The organism is Kitasatospora sp. NPDC096077 (assembly GCF_040303245.1).
Taxonomy (GTDB): Bacteria; Actinomycetota; Actinomycetes; order Streptomycetales; family Streptomycetaceae; genus Kitasatospora.
On record NZ_JBEOSV010000017.1, the window covers coordinates 110,490 to 128,032 of the forward strand.

The following is a 17,543-nucleotide window of genomic DNA, read 5'->3' on the forward strand; positions in this document are numbered from 1 at the left end:
ACAGTGGGGCCATGAGCAACGACGACACGCTGGGTGCCGGCGGCACCCCGAAGAACGACCCCCTGAAGAGCGACCCCCTGAAGACGGTCCTGCTGGTGGACGACGTGGAGCCGGTCCCGGTGGGCCTGGGGATCGTGCGGCGCCGACTGACCTCCACCGAGCACGCCCGCGCCTGGCTGATCGACTTCGCGCCGGGCAGCCGGTGGCCGGAGGTCGACCTGCACCACGCCGAGGAGCGCTACTACGTGCTCAGCGGCGAGGTGATCGAGGGCGAGGAGCGCCACCCGGCGGGCAGTTACGTGGTGTTCGCGCCGGGCAGCCGGCACCGGCCGCGCTCCGAGAGCGGCGCCCGGATGCTCGGGATCACCCTGTCCGGCGGCTGACCGCGCGGCCCCGCCGTCGTCGTCCGTCCCCGCCGCCGTCGCCCGTCCGTGGCCGCCCGGGTCAGAGCCAGCCGCGGCGGGCGGCCTGGACGCCGGCCTGGAAGCGGGTGGTGGCACCGAGGTGGGCGAGCAGCGCGGAGACCCGGCGCACCACGGTGCGCCGGCCCAGGCCCAGGCGGCGGGCGATGGCGTCGTCGGTGGCGCCGGAGGCCATCAGGGCGAGGATGCGGCGGTCGCGTTCGTCGATGCGCAGGTCGACGCCGGCCACGGTGGCCGGCACCGCCAGGCGCCACAGCGTCTCGAAGACCGCGGTCAGGGCGGTGAGCAGACCGGAGGGGCGGACCAGCAGGGAGACGACGCCCTCGCGGTCGTCGGCGGGCAGCGTGACGATGGCCAGGTCGTCGTCCCCGATGGCGAGTTTGAGCGGCGGCTCGTCCAGGCTGCGGGCCTGCTCCCCGGCCGCGATCATCCGCGCCATGTTCGGTCCGGCGACCGGGTCCTCGTAGGCGCAGCCCTGGTAGATCACCCGGTAGGCCACGCCGGCGGCCATCCGGCGGCGCTGCAGGGCCTCCTGGTCGAGGTAGTGGGCGCTGTTGCCGGAGTAGGGCGGCACGTCGATCACCCGGACCTGGTGACGGGCCGCCAGCTGCAGGCGGTTGCTGGCCGCCAGCACCTCGGCGCGCTCCTCCACCACCTCCAGCGCGCCGTAGCTGCCGGGGTCGCGCCGGGCGAAGCGGTAGAGGCGTTCGAGGTCGGCGCCGGCCCGGCGGGCGGCGGCCCGGCGCACGGCGTCGCGCTGGAGGACGGCCTCGACCACCCGCTCCGGCGGCAGCGCCTCCCAGGAGTGGTCGCGGTCGTCGGGGCTGCGGGTGGGGTCGAAGGCGACCGCGGCGCCCTCGTCGGCGAGGTCGCGCAGCACCGCGAGGACGGTGTCCGGGTCCAGGCCCGTCTCGGCGGCGAGTTCGTGCGGATGGGCGCGCCGACGGGCGACCAGGCTGCGGTAGACGCGGCCGCGTTCGCTGTCGGGATCGAGCACGTCGTGCACGGCGCCCCCCGGGTGTCGTGTCCGGCCCCGGCACCGGGCGGGGCCGGGGGTGTCCGTCCGGAGCCACGGCGTACCTGCGCCAATGGCCCAGGTGGGCCGCCGGACGCTCTGGCGGTGGCCCGGCCGTATGACGACAGTTGTCGATGCTCAGACAGAGATCTGAGTCTCGCACAGCCCGTTCCGCGCTGCCCGTCCCGCACTGCCCGCACTGCCCGCACGCCGACGACCGAGGACGCCCATGCCCCCTGCCAGGCCCCGCACTTCCGGCTGGTTCAGACCTTTCGCCCGGTTCGCACCCGCCGCCCGGCCCCGGCGCGCCCGCGCGGCCCTCGCCACCCTGGCCGCCTGCCTGCTCCCGCTCGCCACCCCGGCCGCCGTGACCGCCGCGGCCGCCGCACCGGCGACCGCCGCCACGCCCGCCGTGCGCGGGGACGCACCCGGGCCGCCGCCGCTGACCGACGGCTTCGGGCTCACCCAGGTCGGCACCGCCACCGGCAGCGCCACCAACTTCACCATCACCGTCACCACGCCCCAGGTCGCCGGGACGCACACCATCCGCATCCTGCTGCCCGCCGACTACGCCACCCGGCCGGACAAGCGCTACCCGGTGTTCTACTTCCTGCACGGCGCCGACGACGGCCCGGACGACCCCAAGCTGGCCTACCCCGCCCTGACCGCCGCCCAGTCGATGATCACCGTCATCCCCGACGGCGGACTGCGCGGCTGGTACACCGACTGGCTCGACCAGGGCACCGCCGCCGGGGCGCAGAACTGGGAGACCTTCCACCTCGGCCAGGTGCTCCCGTTCGTCGACGCCAACCTGCGCACCCGCACCGACCGCGCCCACCGGGCCGTCGGCGGCCTGTCCATGGGCGGCTTCGGCGCCCTGCACTACGCCCAGGACCGCCCCGAGCTGTTCGGCCAGGTGCTCACCATGTCCGGCGCGAACGACCTGTCCGCCAACGAGATGATCATCCGCGGCGCCGTCGTCGCCATGCTCACCGACGCCGGCACCGTGCTGTGCGGGCCCAGCGACGGCCACCCCTGCGGCTGGAACTACGGCCCCGCCGTCTCCAGCGACGCCATCTTCGGCAGCCCCTACCCGGTGCTCAACGCCGACTGGCGCTGGAACGCCGCCGACCCCGGCTCCCGCGCGGCCCTGCTCGCCCACACCGGCATCGCCGTCTACACCGGCAACGGCAACGGCAACAGCGGGGACATGGAGTTCTGGGCCGAGGGCACCGCCAAGCGCTTCAAGGACGCCCTGGACGCGGCCGGCCTGCCGTACCGCTACGTCGACTACGGCAACGGCGCCGGCTGGGGCACCGACTGCCAGGGCGGCCACACCGCGGGCTGCTGGGCGCAGGACCTCGTGGACTACGTCCCGCGCCTGGAGGCGGCCTTCGCCGCCGCCGGCTGACGGCACCCCGCCCCACTCCTCGAAAGGACCACCACCGTGCCCTCCACTCCCCCGCCCGCCACTCCCGCGCCCACGCGGACAGCAGCGGCACCGGCCTGGCTGCGGCTGCTGGCCGCCGTCCTGACGGCCTGCTGCGTCGCGCTCGGCCTGGCCGCCGCCCCGGCCGCCTCCGCCGCGTCCGCCGCGCCGGCCGCACCGGGTGCGTCCGCCGCCTGCGCCTCGCCGCAGCAGTGCCTGACGATCACCTCGCTCAGCAACGGACGCCAGCTCGACGTCCAGAACGGCAACACCGGCGACGGCGTGTACATCGTCACCAACTCCGCGCCCGGCTACCACCAGAACTGGCACCTGAGCGTCGACTCCTCCGACTACTCCTTCACCATCGTCAACAACGACACCGGCAAGTGCATCGACCTGGCCTTCTTCACCCCAGCGCTGCGCCAGCAGACCTGCGCCGGACAGGCCAGCCAGCGCTGGTTCCTCCAGCCGGCCGCGAACTCCGGCGACGCGTTCATGATCCGCCACCAGGGCGACAACACCTGCCTGGACCTGCTGCTCGGCGGCAACTACGACGACGCCTGGACCGACCAGTCCACCTGCAACGGCACCGCCAACCAGCAGTGGTCCACCGGCTTCCCGCTCGCCGCCCGCAACCTGGCCGTCGACCACGCCGCCAAGCAGTGCGAGAAGGACACCTCCAGCTGCTCCTGGGCCGTCAAGTCCGAGGCCCCCGCCGCGCCGCTGCCGCGCTCCTGCGTCTCCTCGGTCTGGTTCAACAACACCTCCGGCACCGTCCAGCAGTCCTTCTCGGTCACCGACGAGAGCGGCTGGGCCAACACCATCGGCGCCGGTATGACCACCAGCATGGGCAGCGGCGGCATGAGCCCGCTGACCGCGACCATCTCCTCGACGCTGTCCTTCACCAACGAGTGGCACGGCTCCCGGAGCGTCAACAACGCCGTGGTGGTCTCCGTGCCGCCCCAGCAGTACGGCTGGGTGACGCTGGCCGAGGTCGCCCGCCAGGTCACCGGCACCTGGACCTTCGACGCCCACGGCCTGCCCTGGACCGCCGACGACACCATCACCGTCCCGGTCACCTCGGACCCGAACGCCGGGCCGACCCTCTACGTCGCCAACACCAGCCCGACGTTCACCAGTTGCACCTGATCCATCGTCGATCCCCGGGCCGCCGCCGCACGTTCAGCCGGGCGGCGGCGGCCCGGTCACGACCGCTCCGGGAGCCGCTCCCGCGCCAGCAGCGCGAGCACCTCGCGCACAGCCGCCCGCCCGGCCTCGCGGTACGCGTACTCGCTGGTGTCCACCTCGTGCACCACGGTGCGGTGCACCACCAGCGCCAACGCCACGGCCGTACCGGGCAGTTGCTCGGCCAGCTCGGCGCGCACGCCCTCGGCCAGCGCCGCGTGGTACCGGGCGAGCCCCTCCCCGTCGGCCGGCCCGCCGAGCACGGTGGCACCGGCGGCGACCTCCAGGTGCACGCCCTCCTCCCACGGCTCGAAGTCGACCACGGCATCCGCGACGGCACCCGGGCAGCCGCCCTGGCGGACGTGGCGGGCGCGCACCCCACGCACCGGGCGGGGTGGGAAGGCCCGGACTCCGGCATCCACGGTTCAGGCGCCGGTGATCTCGACCCTGGTGATCACCACGTCCTCCACCGGGCGCTCGCCCTCCACGGGGGTGGCGGCGATCGCATCGACCACGGCCTTGGAGGCGGCGTCGGCGACCTGGCCGAAGATGGTGTGCTTGCGGTTGAGGTGGGCGGGGGTGCCCACCGTGATGAAGAACTGCGAACCGTTGGTGCCCGGGCCGGAGTTGGCCATGGCCAGCAGGTAGGGCCTGGTGAAGAACAGCTCCGGGTGGAACTCGTCCGCGAAGGCGTAGCCCGGGCCGCCGGTGCCGGTGCCGGTCGGGTCGCCGCCCTGGATCATGAAGCCCTTGACCACCCGGTGGAAGGTCGTGCCGTCGTAGTACGGGCCGCTGCCCGCCCCGCCGGTGCGCGGGTCGGTGTACTCCCGCTCCCCCTCGGCGAGTTCGACGAAGTTGCGGACCGTCTTCGGTGCGTGGAACGGGAACAGTTCCAGCCGGATCGGGCCCGCGGTGGTGTGCAGGATGGCGAACCGGGCGTTGGCCACGGGTGTCTCCTTCTTCATAGCGGCTGCTGCGGTGGTCGGACGGCATCCTGGCACATGGGATGATTCGCAGCCGAACCGGCCGGGCTGAGCCGCCGGGCGGACGGGAAGGGGTGGCCGTGGTGGTCGGAGCGGTGCTGGTCGGGCTGCTGGTACTGGTGCTCGCGGGGTGCGGGTGCGTGGTGTGGGCCGAGCGGGGCGGGCCGCGCTGGGCACGCGCGGCCGCGGCCGTCACGCTCGGCGCGGGCGAGCTGCTGCGCGGCGCGGCGCGCAACCGGCGTCGGCGGGAGCGGCGGGATCCGCCGTTCCTCGGCGGGGGCGGCGACGGCGGCAGCGGCAGCGGCGGCGGGGACTCGTGACGGAGGAGCAGCAGCGGCTGCGGCGGGTCTTCGAGGCGGCGCTGGCCGACGCCCTGGCCGGGCGCGGCGTGCCGGACTGCCTGGGCCTGGACGACCCGACCGACCGGGCGCTGTGGGCGGTGTACGACGCGGCGATCGGCTACGGCGCGTGTCCGCGCTCGCGGGAGGAGCTGGTGGCGGACGCCCACCGGGCCTTCGCGGGGCAGCTGGACGGCAGCAACGCGGCCCGGTGGCGCGAGGAGCTCGCGCGCAGGTTCACCGGGGGCTGATGCCGTACCCCCGGCCGCCGTGGGGTGCCACGGCGGCCGGGGACGCGCCCGGGTGTCAGCACTCGGGTGTCAGCGCCCGGGTGTCAGCGCTCGGCGGAGCGGCGGCGGGAGGCAACGACCATGGCCGCGCCCGCGGCCAGGGCCGCGGCGGCGCCGCCGGCCTCCCAGCCGAGGCCCTCGGCGCCGGTGGCGGCGAGGGAGCCGGCGCCGGTGCCCGTGACGGCCGTGGTGGTGCCGGTGGTACCGGTGGTGCCGGTGCTACCGGTCAGCGCGGCCGGCTGGACGGTCTGCGGCTGCTGGGCGCCCTGGCCCTGCTGCCCGGCGCCCTGGTCGGTGGGCTTGTCGGCCGGCTTGTCCGCAGGCTTCCCGGCGGCCTCGTCGGCGGCGCGGGCCGTGGCCCAGCCCTCGGCGAGGAACTTCGCGATGTCCGCGTCGCTGCCCTCCATCGCCTTGCCGGCCGCCGCGCGCACCGCCGGGCCGCCGGTCTCCATCAGCTGGGAGACCTTCACCCGGTTGTCCGAGGCCCGCAGCTTGGGCAGCTCCTCCAGGAAGGCGGCGACGTCGGCCGGGGTGCCGGTGAGCGCCTTCTTGGCCCCCTCCAGGACGCGCGGGCCGGTGTTCTTGTCCGCCAGGGCGACGAACACCGCGACGCGGTCGTCCGAGGCCTTGGCGGCCGGCCAGCCCTCGGCGAGCCACTTGGCGACGTCGGCGTCGCTGCCGTCCAGCGCCTTCTGGGCGCCCTCGCGCGCCTCGCGGCCGCCGTTGGCCAGGATCTGGGAGACCTTCACCCGGTTGTCGTCGCCGCGGTTCTTGGCGAGCTCGACCTCCAGGAAGTGCCGCAGCTCGGCGGCCCCGCCCTTGAGCGCCTTCTCGGCCGCCGCGCGCACCCCGGGGCCGGTGTCCTTGTCGGCCAGGATCTTCTCGATCGCGGCCCGGTCGGCGTCCTCGGCCTGGGCGATGGCCAGGTCCTCCGCGAAGAACTTCAGGACTGCCGCGTCACCGCCGTCCAGCGCCCTGCTGGCCGCCGCACGCACGGCCGGCCCGCCGTTCAGGGCCTGGGCGACCTTCACCCGCAGGTCGTCCATCCGGATCCTGGGCAGGCCGACCGTCAGGAACTTCCGCAGATCGGCCGCGCTGCCCTTGAGTGCCTCCTCGGCCCCCTCGCGCACGTAGCGGCTGGAGTCCTTGTCGGCCAGGATCTTCTGGATCTCGGCCCGGTCGCGCTGCTCCTGCCCGTCCGCCTCGGTGCCGGTGCCGGTGCCGGTGCCTCCGGTGCTTCCGGCGGGGGCGGCGTCCGGCGCGGAGCCGGAGGCGGTGTCAGGACCGGCGACCCCGCTCGGCTGGGGGGCGTCGGCGGCCGAGGCCGAGGAGGGGAACAGCACGGCGGGGGCCAGGACGGCGGCCGCGACGACGGCGGACACCTTGGGCAGCTTCATGCAGCGAGACCTGCGTCTTCCTGTTGTGAAGAGATCATGAACGCCCGACAGCATAGATCCTTTTTTACGTTCGCCATACCAGATATTTGCCACCCCACCCGGGACTCCCGGGACGCCCTCCGGGGGCATGTCTCACGCCCTGTCAGAACCACCCCCTAGGGTGGGCCGGGTGAGCTTTCATCTGGTCGTCGGACACGGGCCCGCCGGGGCCGCCACCGCCCGCCTGCTGGCCGAACAGGGCCACCAGGTCCGGGTCGCCACCCGTACCGGGCGCCCCGCCGGACCGGCCGTCGACGGCGTCGAGCACCTCGCCCTGGACGCGGCCGACCCCGCCCGGCTGGCCCAGGCCGCCCGCGGCGCCGCCGCCATCCACGGCTGCGCCGCACCGCCGCTGCCCCAGTGGGCCGGGCGCTGGCCCGCCCTCGCCGCCTCGCTGTGCGCGGCCGCCGAGGACAGCGGCGCGGTGCTGGTGATGCTCGGCAACCTGTACGGCTACGGCCCGGTCGTGCGCCCGATGACCGAGGACCTGCCGCTCGCCGCGACCGGCCCCAAGGGCCGGGTCCGGGCCGCCGCCTGGGAGCAGGCCCGCGCCCTGCACGAGGCCGGGCGGATCCGCGCCGTCGAGGTGCGCGCCTCCGACTTCTTCGGCCCCGGCGTCACCGAGGGCGGCCACCTGGCCTCCCGCGTGCTGCCCGGCCTGCTGAAGGGCCGTCCGATCGCCGTCCTCGGCGACCCGGACGCCCCGCACAGCTGGACCTACCTGCCGGACGTGGCCCGCGTGATGGTCGAGGTCGCCACCGAGGAACGGGCCTGGGGCCGGCCCTGGCACGTCCCCACCGCCCCCGCCCTGCCGGTGCGCACCATGGTGGAGCGCCTGGCCGCCGAGGCCGGCACCGGCCCGGTCGGGGTGCGCCGCCTCTCCCCCGCCGTCCTGGCGGTGGGCGGGCTGTTCTCCCCGCTGGTGCGCGAACTGCGCGAGGTCCGCTACCAGTTCGACCGCCCCTTCGTGATGGACTCCACCGCCTACCAGGCCGCCTTCACCGTCCGGGCCACCCCGCTGAAGGAGCAACTCACCGCCACCGTCGCCTGGTGGCGCGAGCGGGTGCGGACGGCCTGAGGCGTCCTGAGGGACGGCCTGACGGACGGTCCAAGGGGCGGCAGGTGACGGGCTGACGCACGGGGCGGTTGCGGCGCGTGGCAGGATGACCACCGCACGTACGCGAATCGCCGTACGCCCGTGCGCAGTTCGTCTGCCCAGGATCGGGGGGATCCTCATGTCCGCGCCCAGAACTCCAGCCGCCGCCGGTGCGGTCGTCGCCGTCGCCGCGGCCGTCGCCCTGACCGGGTGCGCGGCCAACAACCTCCACCTGCCGAGCCCGCTGTCGGCGGGCAGCGCCTCGCCGACGGTGGCCGGGCCGTCCGCCGCGCCGACGGCCGGCGACAGCGCCTCACCCGTCGTCAGCGCCCCGAGCCCCGACGCCCCCGGCGCCAACGCCCCCACCCCCAACGCCCCCAGCCCCACGGCGAGCGGCCCGAAGCCGCTGAGCGGCCGGCAGCTGAAACCGCTGCTACCCACCTCCGCGACCCTGCCGGCCGGCTGGACGATGCACGACAGCAGCGAGACCGACACCGGCGACAACTTCGAGGACGAGCCGGACCCGATGCTGCTGGGCAATCCCTGCAACTGGCTGACCAGCGCGAGCGGGAACTCACTGGCGGCGGGCTACGAGACCGCGCACGCCGAGGAGTTGGTGTCCGAGGACGTCAACGAGGCCGGGATCCACCTCGGCTCCTACTTCCCCGGCACCGCTACCAAGCAGCTCGCCCTGATCCGCGCCTACGCCGACAAGTGCAAGACGTACACCGGCCAGGACTGGGACAAGAAGCCGGTGCCGCACACGGTCACCGTCACCGCGGTGGCCGACCTCGGCGACGAGGCCATCGAGCTGAAGAACGTCCCGACGGGCCCGTACGCGGCCCGGGACGTGCTCGCGGTCCGGATCGGCGACAAGCTCCTCATCCTGGACGGCAACGACATCGTGGAACGCCTGCCGCACATCAGGGACCTCGCCGTCCCCATCGCCAAGCACATCAAGGAGGTCAGCCCCTGAGCCCCCACGGGCTCAGTGCTCCTTGAGGGCGTCCGCGCCCCGGTACCCGGCCGGCACGCCCTCCGCGATGACCACGTCGGCCACCATGTGCCGGGTGCGCAGCGGCAGGATCTCCCGGTAGGCGGGCGAGTCGTACCAGGCGCGGGCCCGCCCGTAGTCGGGGAACTCGATCAGGATCAGCCCGAGCGGGCCCCAACTGCCCTCCCGCGCCTCGAACTTCCCCCCGTGGACGACGAACCGGCCGCCGAACTCGTCAAGCGTGGCGTCGATCCGCTCCAGGTACTCGACGATGTCGGGGCACATCTCGGCGGAGTGGACCTGGGCGAGGGCGAAGGCGGTCATGTGCTGCTCCCGTGGTGTCGTCGGGGTTCCTGCTGACCTTTCCGACGGTAGGCGTCGGCAGGGCCCGACCGAATCCGTCGCGTATCGGTAGCGGGTGACGTAGCCGCCGGGGGGAGGGTGCGGGGCGGATCCGAGAAAGCTCGGATACCGGCGGGTGACAGGGGCCTGACAGATTGGGGGCCGGTCGGCCGGCCGTACCGTCCCTGCCCCTCCCCTCGATCTGGAGACCCCGTGCGCTCGCTCATCCGACGGATCGTCCTCTCGGCCGCGCTCGCCCTGGGCGGCCTGGCGCTCGCCCCCGGCGCCGCCTCGGCCGACACCCCCGCGACGGTCCTGTTCAACCAGGCCTCCGAACGCTGTCCCGACGGCGCGGTGTGGGACACCCAGGACATGCACCCCTGCGCGCCCTCGAACAACCCGGGCAAGTGGGTGTTCACGCCGGTCCCGGGCTGGAGCGGCGTCTACACGATCAACAACGAGGCCGACCGGCGCTCGTGCCTGACCGCCTCCGACAGCCGCCCCAACGGCTACCAGTGCCTCGCGAACCAGACCAGCCAGCTGTGGCGGATCACCCCGTACACGGCGGCCGGCCAGACCGCGAAGTACGACATGGTCGGGGTGCGGATCCAGAACGTGTCCAGCTCGCTCTGCCTGGACAACACCGCGAAGAACTTCGGCGGCTGGAAGCTCTACATGTTCGGCTGCAACGACGGCGCCTACCAGCAGTGGAACATCTACCGCAGCAGCTACGAGGCCCTGTTCGGCCCGGTCGGCGCCCACAAGGGCATGACCTGGGCGACCCTGGAGCAGCGCGCCGACAACGTGGTGCACGTCGGCAACGACTCGTCGAGCAACGCCTACCAGGGCGACACCCCGGCCGGCACCCAGCTGCCGGTGCTGTGCCTGCGCAAGGACGGCCGCCCCGCCCCGGCGGGCGTGCCCACCAGCGGCTTCCACAGCTGGGCCGGCGGCGAGGTGAAGGCCACCGCGCCGGTGCCCGGCACCCAGCTGAGCAGCCGGGCCGCCGCCGACCAGCTGTGCGCCACCTCCTTCGGGTCGGGCTTCCGGATGGCGGAGTTCCACGACGCCTCCGGCTGGGGCCTGTGGGCCAACGGCACCCTGCCCACCCAGAGCCGCTTCTGGACCGCGATCGACGACCAGCCGGCCAACCCGTGGAACTGACCACCCCGACGGCGCACCACCACTGACCGACCACCCGGGGGCGGGCGCCGACCGACGGCACCCGCCCCCGCCCGTTCGCCCACGCCCCTGACGGTTCGTATAGCATCCGTCCAGCTCGAACAGGTGACCAGGTGAACGGGGTGGAACGGATGCCACAGGACGACGGCAGAACGAAGCGGCGCCGACAGGCCATGGCCGTCACAGCGGGGGCGTGCGTCCTCGGTGCGGCCGGGCTCGGCGGGGCGCTGCTGCTCACCGGCTCGACGGGCACCACTCCGGCCACACCGGACGCGGCGGCCACGTCGAGCCCCACCCCGGCGGCTTCCCCCACCGCCTCGCCGTCGGCCTCCCCGTCCGCCGAGGCGCCGACGCCGACCGCTCCGGCCGAACCCCCCTCCGAGAAGCCCACGGTGGCGCCGGCCTCCGACGAGTCCGGGCCGGAGACCGAAACCGCGCCCGAGCCCGAGCCCACCGCCACCAAGCCCGCCCCGCCCCGCCCGCGCGCCACCAACACCCCCGCGGCTCCGGCGGCTCCGGCGACCAAGCAGCCCGCGGCCAAGCAGGCGGCCCCGCCGCCCGGTACCAACCCGCACTTCGACCCGACCGTCCCGCCCCGGCCGGTCCCGGAGGCCCCCAAGCCGGTCCGGACCGACACCCCCTGCCCACCCGGCCAGGCCATCACCTGGGACGGCTGCCACCCGATCGGCCCGATCATCACCCTCGGCCCGGTCACCCCACACGGCTGAGCCACCGGCTCACCGGTGCCGCCGGGATGGCGGTGCGCCATCCCGGCGGCAGGTCCTCCGCTACTCGTCCCGCCAGTGGACGAACCGGGGCGGCCGCTCTCCCCAAGCGACGACGGCGCCGACCGGGCTCGGACTGATCCCGCCCGAGACCAGTCCGTGGAGAAACTCGACCATCCCCGTGCCGAAGACCCGGGCCGCACCGCCGTCCCGGCTGAGGACAAGGACCGGCCACGCGTCGGGGTCGTCACCGACCGTCAGCCAACCGAGGACATCGGCGGTACAGGAACCTCCCCAGGCAACGATCTGCCCGGCAGAGCGCACCTCCTCGGTGGGCTCCCCGTCCTCCTCGAAGAGCCAACGCGCTTCCTCCGTCATGCCGCGCATGCCCGGCTGCGGAGCGCCCGCCGGCACCAGCTCGTCAGGAGCGAACACCGAGAGCGAACGGTCGATCTCCCCCTGCCCGTACCGGGTGATGAACTCGGTGTAGTCGCGCGGGAACCGGAAGCCCCACGCCTGCTCCACCACCGCCCAGTCACCGGCCTCACCGGCCCCCTCGTGCGGGGGCATGAGCGCGATCAACCTGTTGATGTCGAAGTTGCCTGCCACGGGACTCATCCTCCACTCCGGTCAGGGCACCACGGAAACGCCGGTTCCACTTCAGGGACCGTTCCGGGCTACCGCGACCGCCACTGGGGAACGGACGGGCTGATCATCTCGCGGGCATCGGGGAATTCGCCCGCCAGGAGAGCGGTGAGGAAATCGGCCATGCCACCGTCGAAGGGGATCAGCTCACTGGTGTCGAAGCGCCACACCACCACCGGCCATTGTTCGGGGTCTCCGACCGAAGTGTCCCAGCAGAAGTAGTCGCACATGGTGTTGTTGGCCCACGCGAGCAGACAGCCCTCCTTGGGGAAAGGCTCGTACGGGCGGCCGAGCTCTGGATTCCACTCGTACCATCCGTCGAGCATTTCCCCGACGTCCTTGTTGAAGTAGTAGAGGCCGTTGAAGGTCTCTTCTTCCGGACCTCCTGGTTCGAGCACCGGCGTCGAGACCCTGATGTCTCCGCCGAATTCGAGGTAGCCGTACCGTTCCACGAGCTCACGGTAGTCCTGGGGCAGCCGGACGCCGAGCCGCTCGACGGACCTCTCCCACGGCACCTCGACGCGCTCCCGCCCCGGGTCGCCCATCAGCTCCCCGAGCCGGCCGAGGGTGCTGCTCATCCGTCCGCCTTTCCGGTCGGTCCCGCCACCGTCAGTCCCACCAGAAGTACCACTGATGGGAGTTGACTAGCAGCTCAGCGTAGGCGGTGAGGGTGGGGGCGCCGTGCTGGATCTGGTCGGGGCACAGGGCGATGTGCTCGGCGGCCAGGGGCAGGGCCTCGGCGAGGGTGGCGGGCGGCACGGGGACGCTCAACTGGAGGGTGTCGAAGCCGACTTCGACCACCTGGGCGCCGAAGCGGCGCTCCCAGTCGGCGAGGACGGCGGAGATCTTCGCGGTGTCGCCCACGTGGTTGGCCGGGCCGCTCCAGCCGCAGACGGCCAGCGCCTCGGCCCCGCTGCGGGCCGGTACCAGGCCCAGCCGCACGTCCTTGACGGAGCGCAGCGCCCCGGCCAGCCCGCGCGCCTCGGTGTCGGCGGCGCCGGCCGGCAGGGGGACGGCGGGGGCGGTGCCGGGCCAGCGCAGGCCGTAGGGGGCGAGGGCCTCGGCGAGTTCCCCGTCATCGTCGCCGTACTCGTCGTTGTCCTCGCCGCCCGTCTCCCACCAGATGCGCAGCAGGGCGGCCGGGTTGTACCACTCGAAGTCGGAGACCAGCTCGGGGTACAGCTCCCCGGACAGCCAGGGCCGGTAGTCCGGGTCCCTGTCGTGCAGCGGGCTCAGCAGCAGCGGCCACAGCCCGCTCTGCGGGTGGGCCTGGTGCAGTTGCTCCCACAGCCCGGCGGGTGCGGGCCCGTCACTGATCCACAGCGGCGGCCGCGGTTCCTCCTCCCTGTCCCGGGGGGCGGGACGGCCGGGCGGCAGCGGTACGGGCGGGGCGACGTCGAAAGGCCAGGTCATGCGGCTCACCGTAGGTGCGGGCGCCGACAACCGGGTCAGTCGGGGCGTTGGCCGTGTTGGAGGATGGGCAGGGTGCGGCCGGCGAGTGCTTCGGTGACGCGGGCGGCCTGGGAGGGGGCCATGTGGCGCGGGAGTTCGCGTACGGGCACGAAGCGGGCGCCGTGCAGGCGGCTGCGGTGCTGGGGCGGGACGGTGACGGGGTGCTCGTCGCGCACGGTGCCGCCGTCGAAGACCAGGGCCAGGCGTTCCAGGTCGCGGTCGGCCGGGTTGTAGTCCAGGGCGGTGACGTGGGTGAGGCGGGCGATGATGCCGGTCTGGGCGTGGAGGTGGCGGGCGGCGGCGCGGTGCGGGGGCTCGTTGGCCTTGCCGGGGCCGCCGGGCAGGATCATGCCGTCCAGGTAGTCGGGGTCGACGAGGAGGACGTCGCCGCGCTGGTTGCGCAGGAGGACGAGGCAGCCGAGGCGGCAGATGGGGGGCTTGGCGAGCAGTCGGGGGTCTTGCACGGGGGGTTCACTTTCTGAGGGCGTAGAGGAGGACGGCGGCGAAGCAGGCCCACCAGAGGATGCGGGCGAGGAGTTCAGTCGTCATAGGTGAGGCGCTCGTAGCGCAGGCCCTTGCGCAGCAGGTCGACGATGCGCAGCAGGTCGAGCGGGCGGGCGGTGAGGTGGAGGAGGTACTCGCAGCTCTGGCGGCCGGTGTCCCAGTCGACTTCGAGGGTGGGGAGGGTGACGCGGCCCAGGGCGAGGACGGTGGTGAGGTCGTCCAGGACGGCGGCGGCCTGCCGGCGCTGCTCGGCGGTGATACGGGAGAGGGTCACTGCTCCCCCGGGCGGTGGTGGACCTCGAAGCAACGCCAGGCCGTGAAGGCCGCATTGAAGGAGGAGTAGCGGGCGCGCTCACCGGAGGCGGCGTCGAGCAGCCACTCCCCGGTCGTCTCGTTGCGGACCCGGTAGCACCGGGCACCGGTGTCCCAGAGGACGCCGTAGCCGTGGAGGCGGGGGACTTGGGCATGGGCCATGGAATACCTTCCGTGGTCAAACTGCGACCGTGTCGAACCTGCACGCTGCACGCGGTCTCGGCCCGCGCGTGCAATCCGATCGTGCCTGCCGACGGCGACCATTGCGACGACGGGAAGGCGTCCCTTCGGCACACTGACAAGACGTCATTTCGGCGTCATATGAGGATGATTGGCTCTACTCTGATTTCGTGACGACGCCGAACGAAACGCTGCGGGCCGTACGCCACGGCCTGCGCCTGAGTCAGGACGAGTTCGCGAAGCGCCTACGGGCGGCGGGAATGGAACAGGGCGAACCCAACGAGGCAAGCAAACGCCTGGTCCAACGCTGGGAATCCGGGGAGGTGCGCGCTCCCCGGCCGGTGTACGTTCGTGCCCTTGAGGCTGTCACGAACCTTCCTGTCGACCGCCTCGGATTCGAGACGCCGCAGCTACCTTCCGGGGTGACCCTGGACGGCACAGGAGGGCACGACATGGCCAACAGCAAGCCGGGCATACCAGTGCAGGCGGACCCCGCCCTGACAGGCGAGGACCACTCCGGGGTGTGGCTGAGCAGCTACGAGTTCTTCAGCAGCAGCCGCGACAACACCTACACCGGGTTGCACCATGTCGTCCTCACCCAGCACGGCAACCGCATCACGGGCTATTCATTGCCCGACGCGTCCTCCAACCCCGATTCCCCGCTCTCCTTCGACCTGACCATCGACCGGAACATCGTCACCGGCACCTGGGTCGAACAGACCGCGCAGGACGGCTACTACCAGGGCGCCCGCTATCACGGGGCCATTCAGCTGCTGGTCGATCCGACCGGTCGGCGCATGGCTGGCAAGTGGGTCGGCTTCGGCAAAGAATTCGATGTCAACACCGGCCCATGGGACCTCCGACTCCTCGACAAGTCCACGACCGACGAGACCTTGGCCCGCTACAGCACACCTCCCATGGGCCGGGCAGGCACGCGCGACTGACCGGCCCCGCGCACGCTGCCGCCCCGAGGCAGGGGCGGCAGCGCCCTCAGGCCCCTCCTCCACGCTCCCCCATTTCCTCCACCCGCACCGCGCCCAGGGGTTGGTGAACCGTGCTCCTGCCCTCCTTCCTCCAGCCGAACATCAAAACCGGGCACGACCGGGAAGTCCTCGCCGTCTACCCGTACCGCTCGGCCTGCCCCCGGTCGGTGTGGGCGCAGCTGATCGCCGAGGCGCGGTCCGAGGTCTTCCTCGCCGGGTACACCAACTACTTCGTCTGGCTGGAGCAGCCCGAGTTGCTGCAGACCCTGCGGCGCAAGGCCGGGAGCGGCTGCCGGGTGCGCTTCCTCCTCGGTGACCCGGCATCCGACACGACGCGTCAGCGTGAACAGATCGAGGACGTGACCCTCACCGTGTCCACCCGGATCCGGGTCACGCTGGAGAACCTGGCCAACCTCTCCGGCACCGAGGGTGTCGAAGCCCGGTTCAGCGCCCCCGAGGACGGCCCGAACCACGTCGGCCTGTCCGTCTTCCGTTTCGACGAACACGCCCTGGTCACCCCGCACCTGGCCCGCACGGTCGGCCACGACTCCCCGCTGATGCACCTGCGGCGCAGCGGGGAGGGCGGCATGTTCGACCGCTTCGCCGAGCACATCGAGGAACTCTGGTCCCGGGGCAGCGACATCCACCCCACCCCGGCCCGCGCATAGGAAGTCGGCCCCGCCGACTTCCTGCTCCCCTGCCCGATCAGGAGGGACTCCCATGAACAACGAAACACCCGTCATCTGGCGCAAGAGCAGTCATAGCAACAACGACGGCGGCGCCTGTGTCGAGGTGGACGATGCGCACCCCGGCTGCGTGCGAGACAGCAAAGACCCCGACGGCCCCCGCCTCAGCTTCTCGGCTATGGCGTGGCAGTCCTTCGTCACCGCCGTCCGCACGGGCGAATTCGACACCCACTGACCGCAGTTAACGGCGCCGCTGCCCCGGCCCGGGGCAGCGGCGCCCGCGCCACGTGTCCGTCTTCCGCTTCGCGGAGCACATCGAGGAACTCTGGTCCCGGGGCAGCGACATCCACTCCACCCCGGCCCCCCACAGGAAGTCGACCCCGCCGACTTCCCACTCCGCCCCCGCCCGCCGGACGCGCCCGGTGGGACAGGGGAATGCGCTTGTGGTGCACGGCTGTTCGCTCGTCCGGAAGTGGCCGCGTCGAAGGACGGCGCGGCGGGGTCGAGGAGGAGCGTCATGGCAGGAGCAGTGGTCATCGGGGCCGGGCCGGGGATCGGGCAGGCGGTGGGCCGCCGTTTCGCCCGGGAGGGGCTACCGGTCGGGGTCGTCGCCCGCACCGACGCGACGGCCGGGGCCGCCGCCGAGGCCGTCCTGCGCGCCGGTGGCGGTGGCGCGGTCGCGGCCCGTACGGCGGACAGCACCGACGAGGCCGCCCTGCGCGCCGCCCTCGACGGTCTGGCGCAGGAGTTGGGGCCGCCGGACGTCCTGGTCTACAACGCGGCGCTGATCCGGCCGGACACCGTCGGAGAGTTGTCCGCGCGCGAGCACCTGGACGCCTGGGCGGTCAACGTGGTGGGTGCGCTGACGGCCGCCGCGCACGTCGCCCCGGGGATGGCCGAGCGCGGCCGGGGCACGGTCCTGATCACGGGCGGCATGCCCGAACCCAAGCCGGCGTACGTCAGCCTCTCCCTCGGCAAGGCCGGCGTGCGCGCGCTCGTGACGCTGCTGGACCAGACGTACGGCCCCTCGGGCGTCCACGCGGCGAGCGTGACGGTGGACGGGCCGGTCGCACCCGGCACGGCCTTCGACCCCGACGTCATCGCCGAGCACTACTGGCGGCTGCACACCCAGCCGCGGGAGGCCTGGGAGCACGAGGTCGTGCACCGCGGCTGAGCCGTCCCGCGCACCTGCGCAGGAAGTCGGACCCGCCGACTTCCTGCGCAGGTATGGGTCTGGGCCTCACCCCAGTGGCTTCGCGGAGTCGGCCCGTGGAAGCCGGCCCATGGTCGTTGAGTCGTCTTCCGGTTCCGATCCGGCCCGGGCCCGGAACCGGGAAGCCGTCG

The 17,543-nt window shown here is 73.3% G+C and carries 24 protein-coding genes; 13 read left to right on the plus strand and 11 right to left on the minus strand.

Annotated features, from left to right (window positions below; genetic code table 11):
* Nucleotides 1-11: 11 nt before the first annotated feature.
* A complete protein-coding gene (locus ABTZ03_RS17500) occupies nt 12-383 on the plus strand; it encodes a cupin domain-containing protein (protein ID WP_350513847.1) in 372 nt (123 codons plus the stop codon).
* A gap of 61 nt (nt 384-444) precedes the next feature.
* Here the strand turns inward: ABTZ03_RS17500 and ABTZ03_RS17505 are convergent, their stop codons facing one another.
* On the minus strand, nt 445-1,419 hold the full coding sequence (locus ABTZ03_RS17505; RefSeq protein ID WP_350513848.1) for a helix-turn-helix transcriptional regulator: 975 nt from the start codon (nt 1,417-1,419) through the stop codon (nt 445-447).
* Nucleotides 1,420-1,666: 247 nt separating this feature from the next.
* On the opposite strand from ABTZ03_RS17505, the gene ABTZ03_RS17510 reads away from it, so the two are divergent.
* Both ABTZ03_RS17510 and ABTZ03_RS17515 read left to right on the plus strand, forming a co-directional pair.
* The gene (locus ABTZ03_RS17510) at nt 1,667-2,848 is read left to right on the plus strand and encodes an alpha/beta hydrolase (RefSeq protein ID WP_350513849.1); all 1,182 of its coding nucleotides are present in this window, start codon (nt 1,667-1,669) and stop codon (nt 2,846-2,848) included.
* 36 nt (nt 2,849-2,884) lie between these two features.
* Nucleotides 2,885-4,015: an RICIN domain-containing protein gene (locus ABTZ03_RS17515; RefSeq protein ID WP_350513850.1), complete on the plus strand. Its 1,131-nt coding sequence runs from the start codon at nt 2,885-2,887 to the stop codon at nt 4,013-4,015.
* 56 nt (nt 4,016-4,071) lie between these two features.
* Here the strand turns inward: ABTZ03_RS17515 and ABTZ03_RS17520 are convergent, their stop codons facing one another.
* Both ABTZ03_RS17520 and ABTZ03_RS17525 read right to left on the minus strand, forming a co-directional pair.
* Nucleotides 4,072-4,428, minus strand: a complete 357-nt coding sequence (locus tag ABTZ03_RS17520; RefSeq protein WP_350513851.1) for a hypothetical protein — start codon at nt 4,426-4,428, stop codon at nt 4,072-4,074.
* 48 nt (nt 4,429-4,476) lie between these two features.
* A complete protein-coding gene (locus ABTZ03_RS17525; RefSeq protein WP_350513852.1) occupies nt 4,477-4,998 on the minus strand; it encodes a peptidylprolyl isomerase in 522 nt (173 codons plus the stop codon).
* A gap of 116 nt (nt 4,999-5,114) precedes the next feature.
* Here ABTZ03_RS17525 and ABTZ03_RS17530 point away from each other — a divergent pair, with 116 nt between their 5' ends.
* Both ABTZ03_RS17530 and ABTZ03_RS17535 read left to right on the plus strand, forming a co-directional pair.
* A complete protein-coding gene (locus ABTZ03_RS17530) occupies nt 5,115-5,354 on the plus strand; it encodes a hypothetical protein (RefSeq protein ID WP_502894492.1) in 240 nt (79 codons plus the stop codon).
* The gene (locus tag ABTZ03_RS17535; RefSeq protein WP_350513853.1) at nt 5,351-5,623 is read left to right on the plus strand and encodes a hypothetical protein; all 273 of its coding nucleotides are present in this window, start codon (nt 5,351-5,353) and stop codon (nt 5,621-5,623) included. Before ABTZ03_RS17530 ends, ABTZ03_RS17535 begins: the two co-directional genes overlap by 4 nt.
* Before the next feature lie 83 nt (nt 5,624-5,706).
* Here ABTZ03_RS17535 and ABTZ03_RS17540 read toward each other — a convergent pair whose 3' ends face one another.
* Nucleotides 5,707-7,059 (minus strand): ALF repeat-containing protein, encoded by a 1,353-nt coding sequence (locus ABTZ03_RS17540; RefSeq protein WP_350513854.1) that lies wholly within the window; start codon nt 7,057-7,059, stop codon nt 5,707-5,709.
* Nucleotides 7,060-7,228: 169 nt separating this feature from the next.
* Here ABTZ03_RS17540 and ABTZ03_RS17545 point away from each other — a divergent pair, with 169 nt between their 5' ends.
* The gene (locus ABTZ03_RS17545) at nt 7,229-8,176 is read left to right on the plus strand and encodes an NAD-dependent epimerase/dehydratase family protein (RefSeq protein WP_350513855.1); all 948 of its coding nucleotides are present in this window, start codon (nt 7,229-7,231) and stop codon (nt 8,174-8,176) included.
* 157 nt (nt 8,177-8,333) lie between these two features.
* Nucleotides 8,334-9,170, plus strand: coding sequence for a hypothetical protein (locus ABTZ03_RS17550; RefSeq protein WP_350513856.1), 837 nt, complete (start codon nt 8,334-8,336; stop codon nt 9,168-9,170).
* Nucleotides 9,171-9,182: 12 nt separating this feature from the next.
* On the opposite strand, the gene ABTZ03_RS17555 is transcribed toward ABTZ03_RS17550, so the two are convergent.
* Complete coding sequence (locus tag ABTZ03_RS17555) at nt 9,183-9,512, minus strand: DUF1330 domain-containing protein (RefSeq protein ID WP_350513857.1); 330 nt, start codon at nt 9,510-9,512, stop codon at nt 9,183-9,185.
* A 231-nt stretch (nt 9,513-9,743) separates the two neighbouring features.
* Here ABTZ03_RS17555 and ABTZ03_RS17560 point away from each other — a divergent pair, with 231 nt between their 5' ends.
* Entirely contained in the window at nt 9,744-10,694 is a 951-nt protein-coding gene (locus ABTZ03_RS17560) for an RICIN domain-containing protein (RefSeq protein WP_350513858.1), read from the plus strand.
* 149 nt (nt 10,695-10,843) lie between these two features.
* Nucleotides 10,844-11,440, plus strand: coding sequence for a hypothetical protein (locus ABTZ03_RS17565; RefSeq protein WP_350513859.1), 597 nt, complete (start codon nt 10,844-10,846; stop codon nt 11,438-11,440).
* A gap of 60 nt (nt 11,441-11,500) precedes the next feature.
* On the opposite strand, the gene ABTZ03_RS17570 is transcribed toward ABTZ03_RS17565, so the two are convergent.
* The 6 genes from ABTZ03_RS17570 to ABTZ03_RS17595 all read right to left on the minus strand — a co-directional run bounded on the left by ABTZ03_RS17570 (nt 11,501) and on the right by ABTZ03_RS17595 (nt 14,512).
* The gene (locus ABTZ03_RS17570; protein WP_350513860.1) at nt 11,501-12,055 is read right to left on the minus strand and encodes a hypothetical protein; all 555 of its coding nucleotides are present in this window, start codon (nt 12,053-12,055) and stop codon (nt 11,501-11,503) included.
* A 59-nt stretch (nt 12,056-12,114) separates the two neighbouring features.
* Nucleotides 12,115-12,660, minus strand: a complete 546-nt coding sequence (locus tag ABTZ03_RS17575) for an SMI1/KNR4 family protein (RefSeq protein WP_350513861.1) — start codon at nt 12,658-12,660, stop codon at nt 12,115-12,117.
* A gap of 31 nt (nt 12,661-12,691) precedes the next feature.
* Nucleotides 12,692-13,495: a DUF4253 domain-containing protein gene (locus tag ABTZ03_RS17580; RefSeq protein ID WP_350513862.1), complete on the minus strand. Its 804-nt coding sequence runs from the start codon at nt 13,493-13,495 to the stop codon at nt 12,692-12,694.
* A gap of 35 nt (nt 13,496-13,530) precedes the next feature.
* Nucleotides 13,531-13,998, minus strand: a complete 468-nt coding sequence (locus tag ABTZ03_RS17585) for an NUDIX domain-containing protein (RefSeq protein WP_350513863.1) — start codon at nt 13,996-13,998, stop codon at nt 13,531-13,533.
* A gap of 74 nt (nt 13,999-14,072) precedes the next feature.
* Nucleotides 14,073-14,312, minus strand: coding sequence for a hypothetical protein (locus ABTZ03_RS17590; protein ID WP_350513864.1), 240 nt, complete (start codon nt 14,310-14,312; stop codon nt 14,073-14,075).
* The gene (locus ABTZ03_RS17595) at nt 14,309-14,512 is read right to left on the minus strand and encodes a hypothetical protein (protein ID WP_350513865.1); all 204 of its coding nucleotides are present in this window, start codon (nt 14,510-14,512) and stop codon (nt 14,309-14,311) included. The genes ABTZ03_RS17590 and ABTZ03_RS17595 overlap by 4 nt, the downstream gene beginning before the upstream one ends.
* Nucleotides 14,513-14,700: 188 nt before the next feature.
* Here ABTZ03_RS17595 and ABTZ03_RS17600 point away from each other — a divergent pair, with 188 nt between their 5' ends.
* From ABTZ03_RS17600 to ABTZ03_RS17615, 4 genes are all read left to right on the plus strand, one after another.
* The gene (locus tag ABTZ03_RS17600; RefSeq protein WP_350513866.1) at nt 14,701-15,474 is read left to right on the plus strand and encodes a helix-turn-helix domain-containing protein; all 774 of its coding nucleotides are present in this window, start codon (nt 14,701-14,703) and stop codon (nt 15,472-15,474) included.
* A gap of 110 nt (nt 15,475-15,584) precedes the next feature.
* Nucleotides 15,585-16,181 (plus strand): DUF5919 domain-containing protein, encoded by a 597-nt coding sequence (locus ABTZ03_RS17605; protein ID WP_350513867.1) that lies wholly within the window; start codon nt 15,585-15,587, stop codon nt 16,179-16,181.
* A gap of 52 nt (nt 16,182-16,233) precedes the next feature.
* Complete coding sequence (locus tag ABTZ03_RS17610) at nt 16,234-16,434, plus strand: DUF397 domain-containing protein (RefSeq protein WP_350513868.1); 201 nt, start codon at nt 16,234-16,236, stop codon at nt 16,432-16,434.
* 282 nt (nt 16,435-16,716) lie between these two features.
* Nucleotides 16,717-17,373: an SDR family NAD(P)-dependent oxidoreductase gene (locus ABTZ03_RS17615; protein ID WP_350513869.1), complete on the plus strand. Its 657-nt coding sequence runs from the start codon at nt 16,717-16,719 to the stop codon at nt 17,371-17,373.
* Nucleotides 17,374-17,543 lie beyond the last annotated feature (170 nt).